Annotated in this window: 20 protein-coding genes and 1 riboswitch; of the genes, 13 read left to right on the top strand and 7 right to left on the bottom strand. The window is 36.3% G+C overall.

The window, feature by feature from the left end; all coding sequences use genetic code 11:
• Positions 1-268: 268 nt before the first annotated feature.
• From KO509_RS05350 to KO509_RS05365, 4 genes are all read right to left on the bottom strand, one after another.
• Positions 269-1,552 (bottom strand): DUF945 family protein, encoded by a 1,284-nt coding sequence (locus KO509_RS05350; RefSeq protein ID WP_215972242.1) that lies wholly within the window; start codon positions 1,550-1,552, stop codon positions 269-271.
• Between the two features lie 68 nt (positions 1,553-1,620).
• Positions 1,621-2,376 (bottom strand): 23S rRNA (guanosine(2251)-2'-O)-methyltransferase RlmB, encoded by a 756-nt coding sequence (gene rlmB, locus KO509_RS05355; protein WP_215972243.1) that lies wholly within the window; start codon positions 2,374-2,376, stop codon positions 1,621-1,623.
• 52 nt (positions 2,377-2,428) lie between these two features.
• The gene (gene rnr, locus KO509_RS05360) at positions 2,429-4,858 is read right to left on the bottom strand and encodes a ribonuclease R (protein ID WP_215972244.1); all 2,430 of its coding nucleotides are present in this window, start codon (positions 4,856-4,858) and stop codon (positions 2,429-2,431) included.
• A 141-nt stretch (positions 4,859-4,999) separates the two neighbouring features.
• A complete protein-coding gene (locus KO509_RS05365) occupies positions 5,000-5,620 on the bottom strand; it encodes a tetratricopeptide repeat protein (protein WP_215972245.1) in 621 nt (206 codons plus the stop codon).
• 248 nt (positions 5,621-5,868) lie between these two features.
• On the opposite strand from KO509_RS05365, the gene KO509_RS05370 reads away from it, so the two are divergent.
• Together KO509_RS05370 and KO509_RS05375 are read left to right on the top strand one after the other, a co-directional pair.
• Entirely contained in the window at positions 5,869-7,014 is a 1,146-nt protein-coding gene (locus KO509_RS05370; RefSeq protein WP_215972246.1) for an HD-GYP domain-containing protein, read from the top strand.
• An 83-nt stretch (positions 7,015-7,097) separates the two neighbouring features.
• Complete coding sequence (locus KO509_RS05375) at positions 7,098-8,180, top strand: DUF484 family protein (protein ID WP_215972247.1); 1,083 nt, start codon at positions 7,098-7,100, stop codon at positions 8,178-8,180.
• Between the two features lie 42 nt (positions 8,181-8,222).
• On the opposite strand, the gene erpA is transcribed toward KO509_RS05375, so the two are convergent.
• Complete coding sequence (gene erpA / locus KO509_RS05380) at positions 8,223-8,564, bottom strand: iron-sulfur cluster insertion protein ErpA (RefSeq protein WP_354668413.1); 342 nt, start codon at positions 8,562-8,564, stop codon at positions 8,223-8,225.
• Positions 8,565-9,307: 743 nt separating this feature from the next.
• On the opposite strand from erpA, the gene KO509_RS05385 reads away from it, so the two are divergent.
• The 4 genes from KO509_RS05385 to hemL all read left to right on the top strand — a co-directional run bounded on the left by KO509_RS05385 (position 9,308) and on the right by hemL (position 14,097).
• Complete coding sequence (locus KO509_RS05385; RefSeq protein WP_215972248.1) at positions 9,308-11,137, top strand: chloride channel protein; 1,830 nt, start codon at positions 9,308-9,310, stop codon at positions 11,135-11,137.
• The gene (locus KO509_RS05390; protein WP_215972249.1) at positions 11,134-11,586 is read left to right on the top strand and encodes a CopD family protein; all 453 of its coding nucleotides are present in this window, start codon (positions 11,134-11,136) and stop codon (positions 11,584-11,586) included. The genes KO509_RS05385 and KO509_RS05390 overlap by 4 nt, the downstream gene beginning before the upstream one ends.
• Before the next feature lie 117 nt (positions 11,587-11,703).
• Positions 11,704-12,714, top strand: coding sequence for an aspartate carbamoyltransferase (locus tag KO509_RS05395; RefSeq protein ID WP_215972250.1), 1,011 nt, complete (start codon positions 11,704-11,706; stop codon positions 12,712-12,714).
• 75 nt (positions 12,715-12,789) lie between these two features.
• The gene (gene hemL / locus KO509_RS05400; protein WP_215972251.1) at positions 12,790-14,097 is read left to right on the top strand and encodes a glutamate-1-semialdehyde 2,1-aminomutase; all 1,308 of its coding nucleotides are present in this window, start codon (positions 12,790-12,792) and stop codon (positions 14,095-14,097) included.
• 44 nt (positions 14,098-14,141) lie between these two features.
• Here hemL and KO509_RS05405 read toward each other — a convergent pair whose 3' ends face one another.
• Positions 14,142-14,531, bottom strand: a complete 390-nt coding sequence (locus KO509_RS05405; protein ID WP_215972252.1) for a hypothetical protein — start codon at positions 14,529-14,531, stop codon at positions 14,142-14,144.
• A 106-nt stretch (positions 14,532-14,637) separates the two neighbouring features.
• Positions 14,638-15,873, bottom strand: coding sequence for a molybdopterin molybdotransferase MoeA (gene moeA, locus KO509_RS05410; RefSeq protein ID WP_215972253.1), 1,236 nt, complete (start codon positions 15,871-15,873; stop codon positions 14,638-14,640).
• 215 nt (positions 15,874-16,088) lie between these two features.
• Positions 16,089-16,268: riboswitch (molybdenum cofactor riboswitch) on the top strand.
• Here moeA and moaA point away from each other — a divergent pair.
• The 7 genes from moaA (at position 16,255) to modA (ending at position 20,632) form a co-directional block, all read left to right on the top strand.
• Positions 16,255-17,226 carry a GTP 3',8-cyclase MoaA gene (gene moaA, locus KO509_RS05415; RefSeq protein ID WP_215972254.1) on the top strand — a complete coding sequence of 324 codons (972 nt, stop codon included), beginning with the start codon at positions 16,255-16,257 and terminating at the stop codon, positions 17,224-17,226. Its footprint overlaps the riboswitch before it by 14 nt.
• Before the next feature lies 1 nt (position 17,227).
• On the top strand, positions 17,228-17,872 hold the full coding sequence (locus tag KO509_RS05420) for an NTP transferase domain-containing protein (RefSeq protein WP_215972255.1): 645 nt from the start codon (positions 17,228-17,230) through the stop codon (positions 17,870-17,872).
• A gap of 37 nt (positions 17,873-17,909) precedes the next feature.
• Positions 17,910-18,452: a molybdenum cofactor biosynthesis protein B gene (gene moaB, locus KO509_RS05425; protein WP_215972256.1), complete on the top strand. Its 543-nt coding sequence runs from the start codon at positions 17,910-17,912 to the stop codon at positions 18,450-18,452.
• Positions 18,452-18,952 carry a cyclic pyranopterin monophosphate synthase MoaC gene (moaC, locus tag KO509_RS05430; protein WP_215972257.1) on the top strand — a complete coding sequence of 167 codons (501 nt, stop codon included), beginning with the start codon at positions 18,452-18,454 and terminating at the stop codon, positions 18,950-18,952. The genes moaB and moaC overlap by 1 nt, the downstream gene beginning before the upstream one ends.
• 83 nt (positions 18,953-19,035) lie before the next feature.
• Complete coding sequence (gene moaD / locus KO509_RS05435; protein ID WP_215972258.1) at positions 19,036-19,284, top strand: molybdopterin converting factor subunit 1; 249 nt, start codon at positions 19,036-19,038, stop codon at positions 19,282-19,284.
• A 56-nt stretch (positions 19,285-19,340) separates the two neighbouring features.
• A complete protein-coding gene (moaE, locus tag KO509_RS05440) occupies positions 19,341-19,805 on the top strand; it encodes a molybdopterin synthase catalytic subunit MoaE (protein ID WP_215972259.1) in 465 nt (154 codons plus the stop codon).
• 14 nt (positions 19,806-19,819) lie between these two features.
• Complete coding sequence (modA, locus tag KO509_RS05445) at positions 19,820-20,632, top strand: molybdate ABC transporter substrate-binding protein (RefSeq protein ID WP_215972260.1); 813 nt, start codon at positions 19,820-19,822, stop codon at positions 20,630-20,632.

Below are 20,632 nucleotides of genomic sequence, written 5' to 3' on the forward strand. Positions count from 1 at the left end.
CTATCTACTTTACATAACATTACACAACGTTGTTATCTTAGTTATACCTCTACAACCTATTGCACCAAATTGGCATTGGAGTGAATTATTCCAGTTAAATTAATGAATAACGCTAAAGTTTGCCATAAAAAAACCATTACCGCTTAATGCTAGTAATGGTTTTAGAGAAAGCTATTGAGCACAGCGAGTAATAATAAGCTTAGCTATATTAGGATAACTTGATGAACGTTAGCTAAGGTTGATTGACTAACTTTTCATATAGCCATGATTACATAGGAATAACTCTATCGTTAATTTTTAAACTCCCTTGTGCAAAGTTGACAATAAAACTCAGCTCATCTTCTTTTAACACAACGTAGCCTTCTTCTATATACAAATCAACCATAGGAGCAACCCCTAGCTCATCAAAAAATGGCATAGGCGCTTTACCTTTAGCATCGACTTTTATCGCTGGTATAATCGACATGATATTTGTAGTATCAAACAAATTTTCATCGATACTAATGTGCATAGACGATGCAATATCACCTTGTTGAGTTTTCACACTAAAATCTTCAACTTCAATAACAGGTTTATCAACTAATAATTTGTCAATTAATGTCGTCAGCCTTTGCATGACATCAGGAGTAAACATGCCAGCACCATCAACAGATATTTCAGCCAAAATAGTGTTAATTTCTTGCATAGCAATAATATTTAAATCGCTAACAAGTAAGGTTAAATTTGCATCTTCTAATTTTTGACCTTCAAATTCTACTTTACCAGCCCTATATTTCATGGTTACTGTCATTAAATCATCGTTTAATGCTGATACCGCGTTAATAAGTATGTCATCAAGTGAAAACACCGCATTATTATCGGTATCTTTCGCAGCAATTGAGTCCAATGAAAAGTCGAATTTACCAGTAGAAATCGCTGTACCTTGGAAATAATCACCTGCAATCAGTGTTTGATCGAGTGAAAATTGAAGCTTACCTAAGGTAAAGCTTTCGTCACTGGTTTTTGCTGTTAAGCCTGACCAGTTAAAATCACCATAAAGTCGTTTACTATCTTCTAAAGTAAAATGTCCAAACGCTTTGGCTGAGGTCACTTTATTACCATCAATTTCTTTGGATACTTCATCAACAACAATGTTAGCAACGACATCTTTAGAAAACGTTAATAAACCACTAAAATGAATTTTATCATTGATAAACGTTTCAATTTCTTCGTCTATTAATAACTCTTTAAAATTAATGCTTGCTTGTGAATAACTTAACGCAAACTCGACTCCTTCATCAGTAAAAATTACTGGGCCAAATGCTAAGTTTTCTTCAACAATAAAACTGATATTTTCTAAGCCTTCATCTTGCAAAGAAATTGTTATTTCAGTTTCAGCTTTTCCAGTAAACCATGATCGGGTAATGCTTGTTGAATTAACAGTAATAGCCTGATTGTCGTTGAGCTTATTAACTACTGATTGATGCTCAGATTCTACGACACTACCAATAAATTTTGGCGAAATTAAGCCAGCAATGATCAGTAATAAAATAATAATAAAGAGTTTTTTCATATAATTAATCCTTGGAGCTATTCCGTTAGATTCAATAAATTGAGTTAAATTTCAAAAAGAGATAATTTTTAAGATGAACGTTGTCTAACCATTTCAAATAAACAAATACCTGTAGCAACAGATACATTTAAACTTGAAACACTACCAGCCATTGGCAGCTTGACTAACTGGTCGCAGTTCTCGCGCGTTAATCTACGCATACCTTTACCTTCAGCGCCCATAACAAGTGCCATAGGACCCGATAATTTCACATCATAAAGACAAGTGTCAGTTTCACCAGCGGTACCAACTATCCATATCCCCATTTGCTGTAAATGTTTCATCGTGCGAGATAAGTTTGTGACTTGAATTAAAGGCACGGTCTCTGCTGCGCCTACAGCAACTTTACGTACTGTAGAGGTTATTTTAGCGGCGTTATCTTTAGGAACAACAATTGCTTGCACACCTGCAGCATCAGCATTTCGTAAACAAGCGCCTAAGTTATGAGGATCAGTTACACCATCTAAAATGAGTAAAAATGGTGGTATCTCACGCTTTTCTGTGGCGCTAATAATATCATCTAAATCATTTTCAGTGAGTACTTTACCCGGTTTTACACGAGCAATAACACCTTGATGTTGTTCACCAACGCTTTTCTCGTCTAGCACACGCCTTTGAACCAATTGCGTGGCAATACCATATTTACGTGCTAAATTGGTGATAGGCAGCAGACGCTCATCATCACGCCCTTTTAATAACCACATTTCAATAAAGCGCTCTGGTGCATGCTTTAACAATGCATTCACTGCATGAATACCAAATACTATTTCTTCATTCTTTGCCATTTCTTTACCTTAATTTCATTTAGCTGTCGCTTAATAGACAGCTTAATGGTATTTATTTCTTTACTGCGTTCTTACGAGCATTTTTACCTGGACGTTTTTTACGCTCGCTGCGCTTTTTAGCTTTGGACTTAACTTTCGATTTATCTTTCGTGTCAGTTGAAGGTTTTTTGGTGCTTTTAGCACTAGGTTTACGCTTACCTTTAGCTTTTAGCGCACCTTTTTTTACTGCGCTACTACCTTCCATAGCAAGATCGATTTTCTTTTCATCTAAATTTACTGCTGCCACTTGTACTGTAACTACATCACCAACACGGTATTTAACACCTGATTTTTCACCAGTTAAGCACATGCGTACATCATCATAATGATAGTAGTCTTGACCTAAAGAGGTGATATGAACTAAACCTTCAATATGTAATTCATGTAAACGAACAAACATACCAAAATTAGTTACCGTGCTAATTACACCATTAAAACTATCACCAACATGATCTTGCATAAACTCACATTTAAGCCAATCACTTACGTCACGTGTTGCTTCATCAGCTCTACGTTCAGTCATAGAGCAATGTTCACCTAGCTCAATAACTTCTGCAAGCTTATAATCATAAGCGCCTGCATTAGCTTCTTTTGTTGCTTGATCTTGTGCTTCTTTAAGTAAAATGCTTTTAATTACTCTGTGCACAACTAAGTCAGGGTAACGCCTAATAGGTGAAGTAAAATGACTATAAGACGCTAAAGCTAAACCAAAATGACCTAAATTATCACTCTGATAAACTGCTTGTCTCATTGAGCGAAGTAACATGGTTTGAATGAGCTCTTGATCAGGTCGTTCTGCAACTTTAGTCAAAATATCACAATAGTCTCTTGGTTCAGGTTGATCTCTTTTAGGTATAGTAATGCCGAGTTCAGATAAATAACTGACAAAATTATTATATTTCTCTTCACTCGGTTTATCATGTACTCGAAATAAGCCCGGTTTATTATGTTTTTCAATAAATTTAGCCGTAGAAACATTGGCTAAAATCATACATTCTTCAATAATTTTATGCGCGTCGTTGCGAATAAGTGGTACAACACTTTCAATTTTTTTATCTTTATTAAACAGAAATAATGACTCTTCTGTTTCAAAAGCAATGGCACCACGTTTAGTGCGCGCATCACTTAATGCTAAGTACATACTTTTTAAATTTTCTAAATCCGGTACCAATGCAGAATACTGTTCTCGAAGGTTTCGGCCTTCCATAGCTTCTACATCGTCATTATCTTTGGCATCAAGTATTGCGGCAACTTTACTGTAAGTAAAACGTGCATGTGAACGCATGACTGCAGGATAAAATTGGCTATCTGAAAGCTCACCATCACTACTTACGGTCATTTCACAGACCATGCAAAGTCGATCAACGTCTGGGTTTAAAGAACACAAACCATTTGATAATTTTTCCGGTAGCATAGGAATAACTTGGCTAGGAAAGTATACTGAATTACCACGCGAAATAGCTTCATCATCTAACGCACTGCCATGGCGAACATAATAACTAACATCAGCTATAGCAACCCATAAACGCCAACCACCAGATTTTTCAGGTTGACAATAAACAGCATCATCGAAATCTCGTGCATCTTCACCATCGATAGTAACCAGTGGTAATTCTCGTAAATCTTTACGCGGTAATTTCGCTGACTCTTCAACTTCATCAGCAATGGTAGCGACTTCAGCTTCTACTGTATGAGAAAATTGATGGGGTAAATCATGGGCGCGTAACGCTATTTCTATTTCCATACCAGGTGCCATATGGTCACCTAAAACTTCAATAACATTACCAATCGCTTTTGAGCGTTTTGTCGGTCTTTGTGCTAATTCAACTACTACCATTTGACCATGACGAGCCCCTAACCGGGCTTTTGGATCAATTAATATTTCTTGCTTTATCTTGCTATCTTCAGGCACAACACTGCAAATATGCTGCTGAACATTAAAACGACCTACAATTGGTGCTTTTCTAGGTTCAATAACATCTAGAATTTTAACTTCTTTCTTACCTTTTCTATCAGTACGGTCAACCAATATAGCTTGAACAATATCACCGTGAAATACTCGTTGCATTTCATAAGACGAAATATAAAAGTCTTTGCCACGCTTGTCTGGTGACGTTGATTTTAGATCTGCATCATCGACGACAAGGAAACCGAAACCATCACGATGGCTTAACACCTGCCCTGTTAACAAGCTATTTTTTGCCGGAATAGCGTACTGTTTAAACTTATTAAAAATTAACTGTCCGCTATTTTCCATTGCTCGAAGTCGTCGCTTCAAACCTACCAGCAGATGATCTTCTTGGTAATTTAATGTTTTAGCTAAGGTATTAAAGGTAGGTGGCGGTGAGCATTTTTCAATGATAGATAATAGCAGCTCACGTGAAGCCACTGGCTTTTCGTATTTTTTTGCTTCACGTTTAGCATGGGGATCGTTTAGGGTCACAATAATGGATTACTTGTTATAAATAGAATAGAAATTAATTGTAGGTGAGTATACCATAAACTTTACAATCACAAGATAGAAAGTAAAAAGTTGATGTAACTAGGTGTTTTTAATTTTTTAAGTTCACCTAAAATATTATTGCTAATTTGTGTAGTCAGCTTTTTTAGCAGCATTAACTACCTTATCAGGCATTTTCGTCGCTAATTGTTTTTTTAGTTGGGTTATTTTCTTATAAACAGCTTTATCGTCAGTAATTGCATGGTGAAGTTGAGAATATAATTCAGGGTAATCTAATGGGCTACCATAACCTTGATTGTAGATACCAGCTAAACGCATTTGAGCAGCAAGATTATTCATAGAAGCGGCTGCTTTTAGAAAACTAATTGCTTGATCGATATCCTTCTGCATAAATCTTCCGATATGATAATAGCGCCCCATTTGTTCAAGACCTTCAATTAAACCTTGATTTGCAGCTAAGCGCATAAAATGTAGACCTAACTCAATATCTTTTTTTACGCATACACCATAAGCTAGCATATCCCCCCACAAAAACTGATAAGAAGGCATTTTAGATATTACCGCTCTTGCTTCAATGTCTTGCACTAATTGACACTCATCTAAAACCACTTGCCCTAAATGTTTATTTTCTTTAATAAGATCTAACAGTTGATCATCAGTATAAATTTGTACAGCTGTTAAATTTTCTCCGTGTGCCAGCGGTGTTAAAAAGCACATAAAAATAAAAAGAAGAAGTACACGCATATTATAATCCTAAAATAGTAGGCAAGAAACACTCACCTTAAAGTTATCGGCAAGAGACGACAAAACTAAATAGTTATTTGCATAAGAATTAACAATTAAAATAGCAGATAACGTTCATTAATTTAACCTTTAACACGTTTGGGTATTAATTTATAACAACATATGAATTGTGAAATAGTAAAAAACTAGCTAGTATCAGAAAAAGAATAAAAAACCTTCTTTAGTGTAATGAATTGGCTTAGAACTAAATGATTATAGAAATACAACTTAGTGAGTTAAATGTTGGTCACTTTGTCACGGATATTGCCAAGCAAAATGGAACATTTACATTAAGCGCGCCTGGACATATAAAAAGCATTAATGTAATTAATAATTTAAGAAGTAAACAGGTTATATCTGTATTTATCGATGATAGCAAAACCCTGCCTCCTCCCAGCAAAACTAGGGCTGAAATCAGCGCAGAAGCAAAACAAGCTGTCGAAATATTTAATGAGTCGAAAGACATTCAAAAAAAACTATTTGCTGCGGCCTTAAATGGTACAACAGTTGATTTACAATCAGTTGTTGATGTTACTAATAAGTCGGTCGATGCCATTTTCAATAGTCCAGACTCTTTAGCCTGCATGGTAAATATTCGCGAAAAAGACGAATACTTACTAGAGCACTCTGTTGCCGTCTCGGTTTACATGACTATTTTTGCTCACCACTTAAAAATGAATAAAAAAGTTGTCCATCATCTTAGCATTGGCGCTTTTTTACATGATATTGGTAAAATAAAAATTCCTGACGAAATATTAAATAAGCCAGGTAAGTTAACTGATGAAGAGTTTACTATCATGAAAACACATGCCAACCACTCTATTGACATCATCAAGAAAACCCCAGGCATTAGTAAACTAAGTTTAGACGTTGCAGCGTTACACCATGAGAAATTAAATGGTGAAGGTTACCCATTTCAAGTTGAGGGCAAAAATATTCACAAATATGGCCGCATGATTGCAATTTGCGACATCTTTGATGCATTAACCGCAAACCGTTGCTATAAAGATGGTTTCTCCCACATCAAATCATTCAATATTTTGCGTGAACTGGCTAAAAACAATCATCTTGATGGTGAGTTAGTCGAACAATTTATTCGATGTATTGGTGTGTTCCCTACGGGAACACTTGTACAATTAGAATCTAAAAAGCTTGCTGTAGTCGAGCAACGTAATTGCAATGATTTAACAAAACCTAAAGTAAAATCTTTCTATAGTGTAAAGTTAAATCAATACCTGAATACCCAAGATATTGACTTAGCAAAAACGGATGATTTCATTGTTAAAGGCGTCAGGGCTGAGGACTTTGATCTTGATATGAACACTATAATTACCATGCTATTAATGGAAGGTTGATTTTTATAGTCTATCAAGCTTAAAATCAATACGCTTAACTGAAAAGTTAAACGTAATTAAAAAGTTAATATGCAAGTTCATTGATGATCGCATCCTTAACTTCATCATTTGTACTAACAGGTATTACGGATATGTCTGACACAAAAATAGCATTAGAGCGCAAATTAGCGAGTCTAATTGAAAATTCACGTATTAATGCAGATATAGCCCAAAAACTTTTTGAAATTGAAGCGCAAATATTACGTTGCAAAACAAGCCAAGAGCTTTTATTTGAGCTGTTAGCGTCGATAAAAGATAAGTTTGACTTAAGTGGTATTTGCTTGTTATTGGCCGAACCAACACCAATCAGCTATTTACTTAGCGGTAATATGCAATCAAGTTGGCATAAAGAAAACAGCAAAAATATTGCGATTGATTTATTGCAACAATTACACCCTAAACGAAAACCACTGCTGACTAATGATCTACTTCTTATAAAAAAAATACTCCCTATAAACCTGGCTGAACAAACAAAATCGATCGCTTTAGTGCCTTTAATCATTGAAGATAAGTTATTTGGCAGTTTAGTTTTTACTGACAATGAAAAAACACGCTTTCGACCGAACTTAGGCACTTTGCATTTAGAACAACTCGCAGTAAAAGTAAGTTTATGTTTATCTAATGCATTGATTAGAGAGCAGCTAGAATATATGGCTCATTACGATAGACTAACGGGGCTTGCCAACCGTCGGCTTATGGAAGATTCAATCAATGAAGAGTTAACACGTCAACGTCGATATAATGTTCCTTTCTCAATATTGTTTATCGATTGTAATAAATTCAAAGAAATCAATGATACTTATGGACATGATTGTGGTGATAAAGTACTCACTTATGTCGCGACACAATTAAAAGAATTAATACGTGAAAATGATAAATGCTTTAGATATGCAGGAGATGAGTTTGTGATTACTTTAGCAAGCCAGCCATACAAGGAAGCATTATTAGCATGTAAGCGGTTAACTGAATTTTTCCAAAATAACCCGATGCCTTATCAAGGTTTGCATTTACCTATTACCATTAGCTGTGGAGCTGCCGCTAGTGATGGAATAAAAACAATGGAAGAGTTACTAAAACAAGCTGATGAGCAATTATATATGCATAAGAAAACAGGGGTAATTCTTTGATAAGTCTATAAGCATAGACTTATCGCTATAATGTAGATTGGCTTAAATAGAGAAAGACGAACCACAGCCACAGGTAGTTGATGCATTTGGGTTATTCACAACAAAACGGCTACCTTCTAAACTTTCTAGGTAATCAACTTCACCATCAACCAAGTATTGTAAACTCATTGGATCAATAACCATAGTGACACCTTGTTTTTCTATAGTCATATCACCTTCGTTTATTTTTTCATCGAAGGTAAAGCCGTATTGAAAACCAGAACAACCACCACCAGTAACATAAACTCTTAGCTTAAGTTCTGGGTTTTCTTCTTCTGTAATTAACGATAGTACTTTACTCGCTGCCGAATCGGTAAATTTAATAGGTAATTCTGGTGTTGAGATAGGATCAGACATGAAACTCTACTTTTATTTTAAAAGGGGACTGTAAACCAAGGTAATAATACTAAGTCTATTATGCTACTTTCTCACTCTCTTGCAAGAAAGTTTATAGTGTATCTATTATCTTAAGCTTGACTAATTTAGTCAAGTATTATTGCTTTATTATTGTATGCGCCAAGAGAGTGTTTTATCAAGCTTATGATATTTTTGCCACTTGGCTTTTGCTAACATGGCAAACAGTTGTATTTTCTCAGGAATAAATTTTTATGGCAATGCAAACATTCCTTCGATAACGTGAAAATATTTAAAACTAAATAATATTTTTCCTTATTTTCGTGGAAATACCTGCAAATGTTAACTTATCTAGGTTTATTATTTGCTGTTATTTTTACCTTATCAATAATTACGCTATCGGTTTTATTGTGACACCATCACTTGTTGATAACATACTAATGGCTTAACGGCCAGTTCAGCCTCTAAAATATTAGCAGCTTCAATTTGGCTTACTGCTTGTTGATATAACTCTGCTAGGTGAGATTTTTTCTAATATTCTCGCTTGAAAATCAGGATATAAATGCCGATTTAACAGGCCTTCTCTACTTAGTGGCAATGGTTAGATTTATTTTTGCTAAGCAATTCATTTGTAACGTACAATAACCTTAAAGAATTAAACTTATTGGTAATTTATTTACTAAAACGATATCGATAAATGCTATCTACAAAACAAAGAAGCCCACTTTTTAACCATGAGCTATATTAGCACAATTAGAAAAAACTTAGCGTTACCCAAGACTTCATGGCAAATTTGTATACTTGCCATTGTCGGAGGTTTTGCATCAGCACTCTTAGTGATTTTATTTACCTTAACCACAGAGCAAATCCAACAGCTCTATTTGGTTAAGCGCGATAATTATATCACCTTAGATGGGGTAAGTCGTTTTGACTTACCCATTATAGGTGCAATTATCATTCTACTTTTTGGTTGGCTAACGGGGTATAAATACTTAAGAACAGGTATCCCATTTGTGCTACATCGACTAAAGGTTGCCCATGGTGTTATTCCTTTTAAAAATACACTGAATCAATTTTTTGGCAGCGCTGTAGCGCTTGCATCAGGTTTTTCTGTTGGACGTGAAGGACCCGCTGTACATCTAGGCGCTGCGGCCAGTAGTTATGTAGGAAGTGTATTGAAGCTACCTTATAACAGTATTCGTATTTTATGTGCTTGTGGTATTGCTGCGGGTATTTCAGCAACATTTAACACCCCTATTGCCGCAGTACTCTTTGTAATGGAAGTCATTATGAGGGAGTATAAAGTTCATATATTTATCCCTGTGATGTTGGCGTCTTTAGTCGGTTCATTAGTAACTCGAAGTGTTTTTGATGTATCTCAAGACTTTGAATATTTTCATAAAATAGAGTTAATACCACAACATTATATTCCTTTGATCATTCTAGGTGTTTTACTAGGAACACTAGCAGCCGCCTTTAACAAAACCTTAATTGGCGTAATAAAACATAGTAATAAATATCATATTGTACCAAGACTGCTTTTAGCTGCGGTAATCACTGGCGCTTTAGGTTATTTTGTCCCTGGTGCTATGGGTGTTGGTATTGGCGCTATTGATATTTCATTTACCAATGACTGGCAAGTAGGGTTATTAATCAGTCTTTTATTAGCTAAATTCTTAATGACTACATTTGCATTAGGTTTAGGCATTCCTGGTGGCGTTATTGGACCAATTATTAGCATTGGCGCGATTACAGGAGCATTAGGTGGTGCGCTAGTAACACAATTTTTACCTGGCGAACATATCGGTAATGACTTTATTTTAATGGGAATGGCGGGATTTATGGCAGCCAGCTTAAATGCGCCGATAGCTGCATTACTAGCAGTAGTTGAATTATCTGGTCAATTAGAAATAATTTTACCTGCCATGATAGTTATTACTATCTCTAGTATTATTTCTGGCCAATTATTTAAAAATCGCTCAGTATTTACTATGCAGCTTGATATTCAAGGTTTACTTTATCGTAAACCGCCTATTGAAAAAACCTTACAAAAAATTGGCGTGCTCGGTTTGATGATAAAAAAAATAGAATATACCCAGCAAGCTTCTATCAAGGCTATCGCCGGCATTATGTTAACTGTTGATAATAAAACGCCTGTAGTTAATAAAACCGTTAAAAAGGTAATGAAGAACAAACAAGTGATTGACGAAGTTAATTATCATTGGGCTGAGTTTAACGAGGATATACCATTAGTGACCATCCCGTTACATGACGATGCGCAATCAGAACACCATACGTCTGAATATCAAGTATCAGAGAAAATGACATTACATCAACTGATTCCTTTATCGCATCAAGCAACCTTAGCTGAAGCTTATTTACTACTGGTTAAAAAGCGCTGTGGTGGCGTCTATATTTACCAAGAAAATATAAATAATATGATTGGTATGGTAACCTTTGAACAAATTAGACAATACCTAGTTCACGGCAAATTAATTGCTGGGGTATTACCACCATATGTTGATGAAAAAGAATCAGTATTTGAAAGGAAGAATGATTCATGAATGAATTTTTAGCGAGCAATATTCTCTGGTTTAAAGCCTTACATGTTTTTTTTATGGTCGCTTGGTTTTCCGGTATATTTTACTTACCTCGACTATTTGTAAATCATGCAGAAACAACCACTGAGTCAGTATCACAACAACTAAAAGGAATGGAGAAACGTTTACTTTACTTTGTCACGCCTTTTGCCATATTAACGATAGTGCTTGGCTTAATATTAATTTATACCTACGGCGCTCATTGGTTTGCTGCTGCCAAGTGGCTGCATATAAAACTTACTTTCGTTATTCTTCTGGTGATTTATCACGGTTATTGCTTTAAATTGGTAAATACCTTCCAGCAAGATAAAAATACGCGACCAGGCAAGTTTTATCGAATATTTAACGAGATACCTGTATTCATGTTGCTAGCTGTCATCATTTTGGCGTATGTTAAACCGTTTTATGGGTAGTATTATCTAAAACAATTAAAGCGAAATAGCTTGATATAACATTCTAAGTTTTGTCAATTTATGCTATATTTCTGCAAATTTTTCGTGATTCATTAATTAACGGCTAGACTTCTCAAAATGATGAAATTCCAAGGTAATCACATACTTTCAGTATCCCAATTTGATCGTGACGCAATTGCAAAGATACTCGACGTATCAGCACAAATGGCACCTTATGCTGCGCGCCAAAAGCGTTGCACTGTGCTTGATGGCGCTATTTTAAGCAATCTTTTTTTTGAAGCAAGCACCCGAACACGTGTTAGCTTTGGTACGGCTTTTAACTTACTAGGCGGCTTTGTTCGTGAAACTGTCGGCCAAGAAAATTCATCATTAAGTAAAGGTGAATCATTGCTTGATACCGCTCAAGTTATAAGTGGTTATAGCGATGTTATTGCCATGCGCCACCCACAAATGCATTCTGTTGAGCAGTTTGCACAAGGTAGTACTGTTCCGGTAATTAATGGTGGTGATGGGGCTAATGAGCACCCAACACAAGCATTATTGGACTTATTCACCATACAGTCTGAAATGATGCATTATCAAAAAGGGTTAGATAACCTTGATATAGTATTGATGGGTGACTTAAAACACGGTCGCACAGTACATTCTTTATCGAAACTACTCAGTCTTTACAATAACGTTAAAGTCACTATGGTATCTCCAACTGCACTACAAATGCCGGACAGTGTTGTTTCTGCTTTAGAAAATGCAGGTCATCAAGTCGTGATTACGGATACCATGGCAGGCAATTTATCTTGCGACGTTATTTACCAAACTCGTATTCAACAAGAGCGCTTTGCCAGTAAAGATGAAGCCGATTTATATCGTGGACATTTCAGTTTAAACAAAAGCGTTTATCAAAAGTATTGCCGTGAAAATACGGTTATTATGCACCCTCTACCAAGAGATTCTCGCCCCGAGGCCAATGAACTCGACATTGATTTAAATGATTTAGACAGCCTAGCGATTTTTAGACAAGCACAAAATGGTGTTTTAGTAAGAATGGCACTATTTGCGTTAACTTTAGGTGTTGAGGATCAACTAACGCAATATGAAAAAAGCGTAAACTGGCACACAAATAAACGCTAATTAACAAATTTTATGAATGGCACCTTGTCCATGCAAGGCCATCCATTAACCAACAAACCAAAAAGGGTTTTTACTATGAGTGGAACAACAAACCTTTCAACAAGTAATTCTGAGCAATTATTTGCTAAAGCCAAAAGTGTTATTCCAGGTGGAGTTAATTCACCAGTACGTGCATTCAGCAGCGTTGGTGGCACACCTTCGTTTATAAAACGTGCAGAAGGCGCTTATATTTATGATGCTGACGATAACGCTTACATTGATTATGTTGGCTCTTGGGGACCTATGATTTTAGGTCACAACCACCCAGCTATTTTAGATGCTGTTATTACTACCGCCCAAAATGGTTTAAGTTTTGGTGCGCCAACAGAATTAGAAATCACCATGGCAGAAAAAGTACGTGAGTTAGTTCCTTCGATGGAGTCTTTACGTATGGTTAGCTCAGGTACTGAAGCAACGATGAGCGCTATTCGCTTAGCTCGAGGTTTTACTGGCCGTGATAAAATATTAAAGTTTGAAGGTTGTTATCATGGCCATGCCGATTCATTATTAGTAAAGGCAGGCTCTGGTGCTTTAACATTAGGTGTACCTAACTCTCCAGGTATTCCTGAAGACTTTGCTAAACACACCTTAACGGTTAGCTATAATAACTTATCAGAAGTTAAGGAAATATTTGCTAAATATCCGGATCAAATTGCTTGTATTATTGTTGAGCCTGTTGCGGGCAACATGAACTGTATCCCTCCTGTACAAGGTTTTTTAGAAGGCTTACGTGCGGTTTGTGATCAGTATAATTCTGTCCTTATTTTTGATGAAGTAATGACCGGATTCCGTGTTGCTTTAGGTGGTGCGCAAGCACATTACAACATTAAGCCTGACCTAACTACATTAGGTAAGGTTATTGGTGGTGGTATGCCTGTTGGTGCTTTTGGTGGTAAAAAAGAAATAATGGATTACATTGCCCCCACTGGCCCAGTATATCAAGCAGGTACTCTCTCTGGTAACCCAATCGCTATGGCGGCAGGTTTAGCTGCATTAACAGAATTATCACAAGGTAATAAGCATCAGCAATTAAGCGATGCTACCGAGAAATTAGCAATGGGCTTAAAAGCTGCTGCAGACAGAAATGGCATTGATTTAAATATTAACTATGTTGGTGCGATGTTTGGTTTCTTTTTTACCAGTGATGAAACCCCTATCACTTGCTTTGAGCAAGTCATGGCATGTGACCAGGCTAAATTTAACCGTTTCTTCCATTTGATGCTTGAACATGGTGTTTATTTAGCACCATCAGCTTTTGAAGCTGGTTTTTTATCAATGGCACATACCGATGATATTATTGAAAAAACCTTAGAAGCTGCCGCTAAGTGTTTTGCTCAACTGTAATAACTTAGCTATTTGGTAATACCTATAAAGCTACAAAAGAGTTATCAACTAATCATTGATAACTCTTTTGTTAACCAATCAAAACCATCTTGCCAACCTAAGTTTATACCTGAGAAATTTTTTAAATTCCAACGATCTACAGCTCTTAGATCGTTCATTTTTTGGGTTAAGGCTTCACTTTCATCGCTATAGTTAATAACCGCTATAACTTTTAAATTTTCATGGGATGCAATGCTTAATTTTGCTTCAAAGGAGTAATCATAATGATTAATTTTATTAATAAGCAAACCAAAATTACTCGAAAAGTGTGTTGATAAAAACTCATCATATTCCTCTACCATTTCTATCGATATTTCAACGGATTTATTCACAATGACTTCCGCTATATTTTCATTAAGAATATTTATTGAACAAAAACTAAGTTCATATTTCATTTCTATTTCCCCATGCACACACAATAATAATGATCACTAAACCTTAATAACTAGGTTTTTATATTTTCTCTACATAACAAACTATAGGGCATTGTACGTAATTGATTTACGTTATAAATTGGTCAAATAACTGTACCGTTACTACTTCTCCCGCCTTAACTTTGCCCTGCTCAGCGGGTAACACGATAAAACAATTTGCCTGTACTAAACTTGATAAAATACCGGAGCCTTGTGAACCAGTTGATTCAACAACATTATCGCCTTGGTCATTAACACTAAGCACACCTCGCTGAAAATCCATACGACCAGGTGATTTTTTCAAATCCTTAACACATTTCACCTTTAAATAAGTACGCTTTAGCGGTTCTGCATTTTGCATTTTAGTTAAACCAAGCATTGCTAATTGATGAAAAGTAACTAACGCTGAGACTGGATTTCCTGGTAAACCAAAAAAAATACTGTTGGGTAACTTGCCAAAAGCAAACGGTTTCCCCGGTTTCATGGCAATTTTCCAAAAACCAATTTCCCCCAAATCATCAAGCACCGTTTTAGTATAGTCTGCTTCTCCTACGGAAACACCACCAGATGAAATAACCGCATCTGCCTGCTTATCGGCACTAACAAAAGCTGCCTTGATTAAATCGAAATCATCTTCAATAATGCCAAAGTCAATCACTTCAATATGTAATTTTTCTAACATGCCACGTAAAACGAAGCTATTACTCTCGTAAATATCACCTGACGCTAATATTTGCCCAGGGAGCTTCAGCTCATCTCCGGTCGAAATTAGCGCAACCTTTACTCGGCGGTAAACCTGAACTTCACTAATACCCAATGAAGACAAAATACCAATATCTATGGCCGATAGTTTATGCCCTGGGCTAAAAACAGGCTGACCTAATTTAATATCCTCACCAGCCTTACGCACATGAGAGCCAAATGATTTTTCATTAAGAAAGGTAATATTGTTGTCATCCACTTGCACATTTTCTTGCATTTCAACACTATCACAACTCTCAGGCATTTTTGCGCCAGTCATAATACGAATGCACTCCCCTAATTTACATTCACCTTCAAAAGGCGATCCTGCCATAGAGCGCCCTATTAAGGTTAATACTTTACTGGTTTGAAAACTCTCAATAGCAAAAGCATAACCATCCATTGCTGAATTATCATGATTAGGAACATTTAGTGGACTAGCAATTTCTTGAGCTAAAACATAATTAAGTGCCTGTGAAATTGGTAAAGTTAACGTTTCGGTCACCGGCGTTATTTGTGACAATAAATTTTCTAACGCATCCTCAAATGGTAATAAACCAGGAGCTGAACAACAATCAGACATGACAATCTCACTTAATTTTTTATTTTTTGAATACCTTGAAACATCTTTTAATTATTTATCAATAATTAAAAGAGCATATTGCCACTATTATTACCTAATTAGTGACAAAAGTAATTGGGCTTTTTATTGTCTATAGACAGATTAAGACAGGAAGTCAAAAAGTGCTATTATGCAGGCTATTAAATGGTATACTTTTTCTTGAGTCATAAGACTATATAATTATTTTACACCGAGCTTAAATAGCTAACACCGTACTTTATAAAAGTAGGCTATGTTATTTAAAGCCGTAGTAATTGTTTTCATTAGATAATTTATTGATAGCAATTTACTGCCAGGGTTAACAAGGAAACGCGTTAGCCTCCCTACATTTGGAAAGGTGATATGTTAAAAGACAATTTTGGCCGTAGGTTTTATTACCTACGCCTATCGATTACGGACGTTTGTAATTTCAAATGTACTTACTGCCTGCCTGACGGTTATCAGTGTGATCAACCACGTGACTTTCTCTCGCTTTCAGAAATAAAACGTCTCACGTCTGCGTTTGCTAGCTTAGGTACGGAGAAAATTAGGATCACTGGTGGTGAACCAGCACTTCGTAAAGATCTTCCTGAGATCATCCATGCTTGTAAGCAAACTCAAGGTATTAAAAAAGTTGCTATCACTAGCAATGGTTTTAAATTGCCTGACCATTTACCACATTGGTTAGATGCAGGAATTGATGCCATCAACATCAGTATCGATAGCTTAGATCCGCGTAAGTTCCATGCCATTACGGGGCATGACAAACTCGATACTATTTTAAAAGGTATCGATTTGGCCTTAGCTGATGGACGCCCAACGGTTAAGGTGAACACAGTATTAATGCGCGAATACAGTGGCTACGATATTCAAAGCTATTTAGATTGGCTAAAAGATACTCCGGTCACCCTACGTTTCATAGAGTTAATGCAAACGGGCGATAATAAAGCCTTTTTTGATGCACAGCATGTGCAAGGCTCTCGTATAAAACAAAACTTAATTCTTGATGGCTGGTTACCCGTACTACAAGACAGGTCTGCGGGGCCTGCACAAGAGTTTTATCATCCTGACTATCAAGGCCGTATTGGGCTAATTATGCCCTACTCCAAAGATTTTTGTAGCAGTTGTAATCGCTTACGAGTGAGTTCATCAGGAAAATTACATTTGTGCCTATTCAGCGAAAACGGTTTATCTTTACGCGAACAATTACAATGTGATGATATTGAACCATTACAAGCACAAATATTGTCTTTATTAGGTGATAAAAAGGCAACTCACTTCCTACATGATAAACTTACTGGCGGCACAAAACATTTAGCCATGTTAGGTGGTTAGTATGAATAACATTGTAAACACAGCACCGATAGACACGACACTATTAAATCATGAATGCTTAGGAGTCGTACTTGCTGGTGGTTTATCTACTCGTATGGGCAATGATAAAGCCAAGTTAGTTAGAGGAAATAATTCACCGCAGTCTATGCTTGCCTTTTCTAAGCAAACACTGACTAATTCAGGTATTAATAACATTGTTGTTAGTGGTGATCATTATGATATCCCCGATCAAATAAAGCGGTGTGGACCTGTTGGAGGAATTTTCAGTGTCTTGGCCAAGTACCCAAATGCGAAGTCATTATTAATACTGCCTGTTGATTTACCTTTTATGACCGCAAAAGCCTTAACTGACTTACGTGTTAAAGGTGAATTAAGCCAAAAAGCAACATACTTCGAAGGTCATAACATCCCTCTCTACTTACCGAACAGCGCTTATGTTGAATTATTTTTATCACACACGTTTGCAGATAACTTAACAAATGAACATATACAGCTTAATAACGGAGAGGCGAAAAAAGGCCCTTCAATCAAAGCTTTGTTAAAAAACATTCCACATCAAGCAATACCGATTAATGATAAAGCTGTTTTATTTAATACAAATACGCCCGAACAATGGCAACAAGCAAAGCAGCAGCTTAACTTTTAACCAATTAATTTAAACAGATAGCGTAAAAGGATAACTTATGTCAGCACATGGCGGCACAACTTTCATTCCCTTAAATATTGCAGTATTAACTGTTTCAGATACTCGCACAGAAGACAATGATACTTCTGGTCAAGCATTAGTCGAACGACTCACAACTGCAGGCCATACACTAGTAGATAAAGCGATTGTTATTGATGATATATACCAACTGCGAGCTCAAGTTTCTAAATGGATTGCTGATGATAGTATTAACGTCATTATTTCTACAGGTGGTACTGGATTTACCGATCGAGATAATACACCTGAAGCATTAATGCCATTATTTGATAAAAATATTGAAGGTTTTGGTGAAGTATTTCGCCATGTTTCATTAGGTGAAATAGGTACATCAACAATTCAATCGCGCGCTTTAGGTGGTATGGCAAATAAAACTGTCATTTTATGTGTACCAGGTTCAACTAACGCATGTAAAACTGCCTGGGATAAGGTAATCAAAGAACAATTAGATGCTAGCCATAAGCCGTGTAACTTTGTGCCTCATTTAAATATTAGCGCTGACCAATGCGAGACACGTAACTAATGAGTAGTTCAACAACATCATCATCGCCAACACTTAGCCATCTCAATCAACAAGGTGAAGCTAATATGGTTGATGTGACCGAAAAAGCGATGACCTCACGTACCGCTACAGCGCAAGGTGTTATAAGTATGAATCGCGCGACTTTTGAATTAATTACCACCGGTAAACATAAAAAAGGCGATGTGTTTGCCGTTGCTCGTATTGCCGGTATTCAAGCAGCCAAAAAGTGTAGTGATTTAATTCCTTTATGTCATCCATTGATGCTAAGTAAAGTACAAGTTGATTTCAGTTTAGATGAAGAAAATTCACAAGTGCAGGTTACAAGCCTTTGTCGTTTAACGGGGCAAACCGGTGTTGAAATGGAAGCATTAACGGCGGTATCAGTTGCTTGTTTAACTTTATTTGATATGTGTAAAGCAGCTGATCCTGCAATGGAAATTGGCAATATTAAAGTATTAACTAAAGAAGGTGGTAAGTCAGGACATTGGCAGGCTTTATAGAAAAAATTATTCAAAGTAGCTTTTAAAATGAGATCTTATTCGTAAGTGATCATTTACTTACTTTTATAAAAAGAGAGAACATCATGATAAAAATCGTTTTTTTTGCCGCTTTACGTGAGCAGCTTAATTGCAGTGAGTTATCAATAAATAGCCAAGGATTAACTACGGTCGCCGATGTAAAAAAACAACTGGCGAGTACAGATGAGCAATGGCAACAAGTTTTTACTAACGATTCATTACTGTCTGCCGTGAATCACGACATGGTTAATGATGAACACATAGTTAACACTGGCGATGAAGTGGCTTTTTTCCCACCTGTTACCGGTGGATAACTCAACCATTTATCAATAATGACCTTATTTAGTTATATAGCAGAGCAAGTTATAAGATGACAGCAACTAATTACTCCGAAATATCAATACAAACCGAAGATTTTAGCCTAGCAGATGAAGTTGCCTTACTTGAAAAAAATAATGCGACTGATGGCGCTGTGGTGACTTTTACTGGTCGTGTCCGTAATCAAAACGAAGGTAAAAGTGTTACTAGTTTAACCCTAGAGCATTATCCAGTGATGACTGAAAAATCATTATTAGCCATTATTCATCAAGCAAAAGAGCGCTGGGACATTGGACGTGTAAAAGTAATTCATCGTATTGGAGAGCTATTTATTGGTGAGCAAATTGTGTTTGTTGGAGTAACTAGCCAACATCGCAAAGATGCATTCGCTGCCAATGAATTTATTATGGATTACTTAAAAGTACAGGCACCTTTTTGGAAAAAAGAAGCTAATAAAGATGGTGTTAAGTGGTTAGACGCTAAATCAAGTGATCAAAGTAAAGCAGCCGTTTGGTAAAGGATAACTAATCAATGAAACTGTATTCATTTACTCAATCGCTTACTAATAAAATAGTCCTAGTTATACTCAGCATTAGCATCATCCTGAGTAACCAAGCCCTGAGTGCGAATAAAGCAGAGCAAACCAATACTAATAATCACCCTCTCCGCATTGCCGTTGCTTCCAACTTTACTACCCCATTAAAAGAACTTTTAATAGATTTTCATCAACAAACCGGTATCAAGACTCAAATTATTAGTGGTGCAACTGGTGCTATGTTTATACAAATTCAGCATGGTGCGCCTTTTGATATTTTTCTCGCTGCTGATAGCATTAGACCGGCAAAACTTGAACAGCAAAATTTGATCATTGCAAAGAGCCGAAAAACATATGCATTAGGTCAATTAGCGCTATTCTCAATGAATTCAACAGTAAGTTTAGAAGATTTGCAGTATTTATCTCAAAAAGAAAACCAACGCTTTGCTATTGCAAACCCAGATACCGCTCCTTATGGCAAAGCTGCTAAAGAGACTTTAGCGCACTTAGGGCTATGGCAACCATACCAAAACAAGCTTGTTGTTGGCATCAATATCAACCAAACTTTTGCACAGATTCGTACACAAGCAGTAAGCAACGGTTTAATAGCCAATAGCCAACTGGTATTAAATAACTTAGCTGGCGCTGTTATCCCTTCAGATTATCATCAGCCAATAGAGCAGCAACTTGTCATCCTAAAAAACAGTAAAAATGTCGATAACGCAAAAAAATTAAGTGAATACCTACTGTCACCCAGTGTGCAAAAAAAGATTGTTAATTTTGGCTATGCGGCGATAGAGCAACCGTAA

The organism is Colwellia sp. C2M11 (genome assembly GCF_018860915.1).
Classification (GTDB): domain Bacteria; phylum Pseudomonadota; class Gammaproteobacteria; order Enterobacterales; family Alteromonadaceae; genus Colwellia.

Bases quoted from the DNA above. Each gene is read 5' to 3' on its own strand.
- KO509_RS05350 (WP_215972242.1), bottom strand. From the start codon at position 1,552: ATGAAAAAACTCTTTATTATTATTTTATTACTGATCATTGCTGGCTTA.
- rlmB (WP_215972243.1), bottom strand. From the start codon at position 2,376: ATGGCAAAGAATGAAGAAATAGTATTTGGTATTCATGCAGTGAATGCA.
- KO509_RS05365 (WP_215972245.1), bottom strand. From the start codon at position 5,620: ATGCGTGTACTTCTTCTTTTTATTTTTATGTGCTTTTTAACACCGCTG.
- KO509_RS05370 (WP_215972246.1), top strand. From the start codon at position 5,869: ATGATTATAGAAATACAACTTAGTGAGTTAAATGTTGGTCACTTTGTC.
- KO509_RS05375 (WP_215972247.1), top strand. From the start codon at position 7,098: ATGATCGCATCCTTAACTTCATCATTTGTACTAACAGGTATTACGGAT.
- KO509_RS05385 (WP_215972248.1), top strand. From the start codon at position 9,308: ATGAGCTATATTAGCACAATTAGAAAAAACTTAGCGTTACCCAAGACT.
- KO509_RS05390 (WP_215972249.1), top strand. From the start codon at position 11,134: ATGAATGAATTTTTAGCGAGCAATATTCTCTGGTTTAAAGCCTTACAT.
- KO509_RS05395 (WP_215972250.1), top strand. From the start codon at position 11,704: ATGATGAAATTCCAAGGTAATCACATACTTTCAGTATCCCAATTTGAT.
- hemL (WP_215972251.1), top strand. From the start codon at position 12,790: ATGAGTGGAACAACAAACCTTTCAACAAGTAATTCTGAGCAATTATTT.
- KO509_RS05405 (WP_215972252.1), bottom strand. From the start codon at position 14,531: ATGAAATATGAACTTAGTTTTTGTTCAATAAATATTCTTAATGAAAAT.
- moeA (WP_215972253.1), bottom strand. From the start codon at position 15,873: ATGTCTGATTGTTGTTCAGCTCCTGGTTTATTACCATTTGAGGATGCG.
- moaA (WP_215972254.1), top strand. From the start codon at position 16,255: ATGTTAAAAGACAATTTTGGCCGTAGGTTTTATTACCTACGCCTATCG.
- KO509_RS05420 (WP_215972255.1), top strand. From the start codon at position 17,228: ATGAATAACATTGTAAACACAGCACCGATAGACACGACACTATTAAAT.
- moaB (WP_215972256.1), top strand. From the start codon at position 17,910: ATGTCAGCACATGGCGGCACAACTTTCATTCCCTTAAATATTGCAGTA.
- moaC (WP_215972257.1), top strand. From the start codon at position 18,452: ATGAGTAGTTCAACAACATCATCATCGCCAACACTTAGCCATCTCAAT.
- moaD (WP_215972258.1), top strand. From the start codon at position 19,036: ATGATAAAAATCGTTTTTTTTGCCGCTTTACGTGAGCAGCTTAATTGC.
- moaE (WP_215972259.1), top strand. From the start codon at position 19,341: ATGACAGCAACTAATTACTCCGAAATATCAATACAAACCGAAGATTTT.
- modA (WP_215972260.1), top strand. From the start codon at position 19,820: ATGAAACTGTATTCATTTACTCAATCGCTTACTAATAAAATAGTCCTA.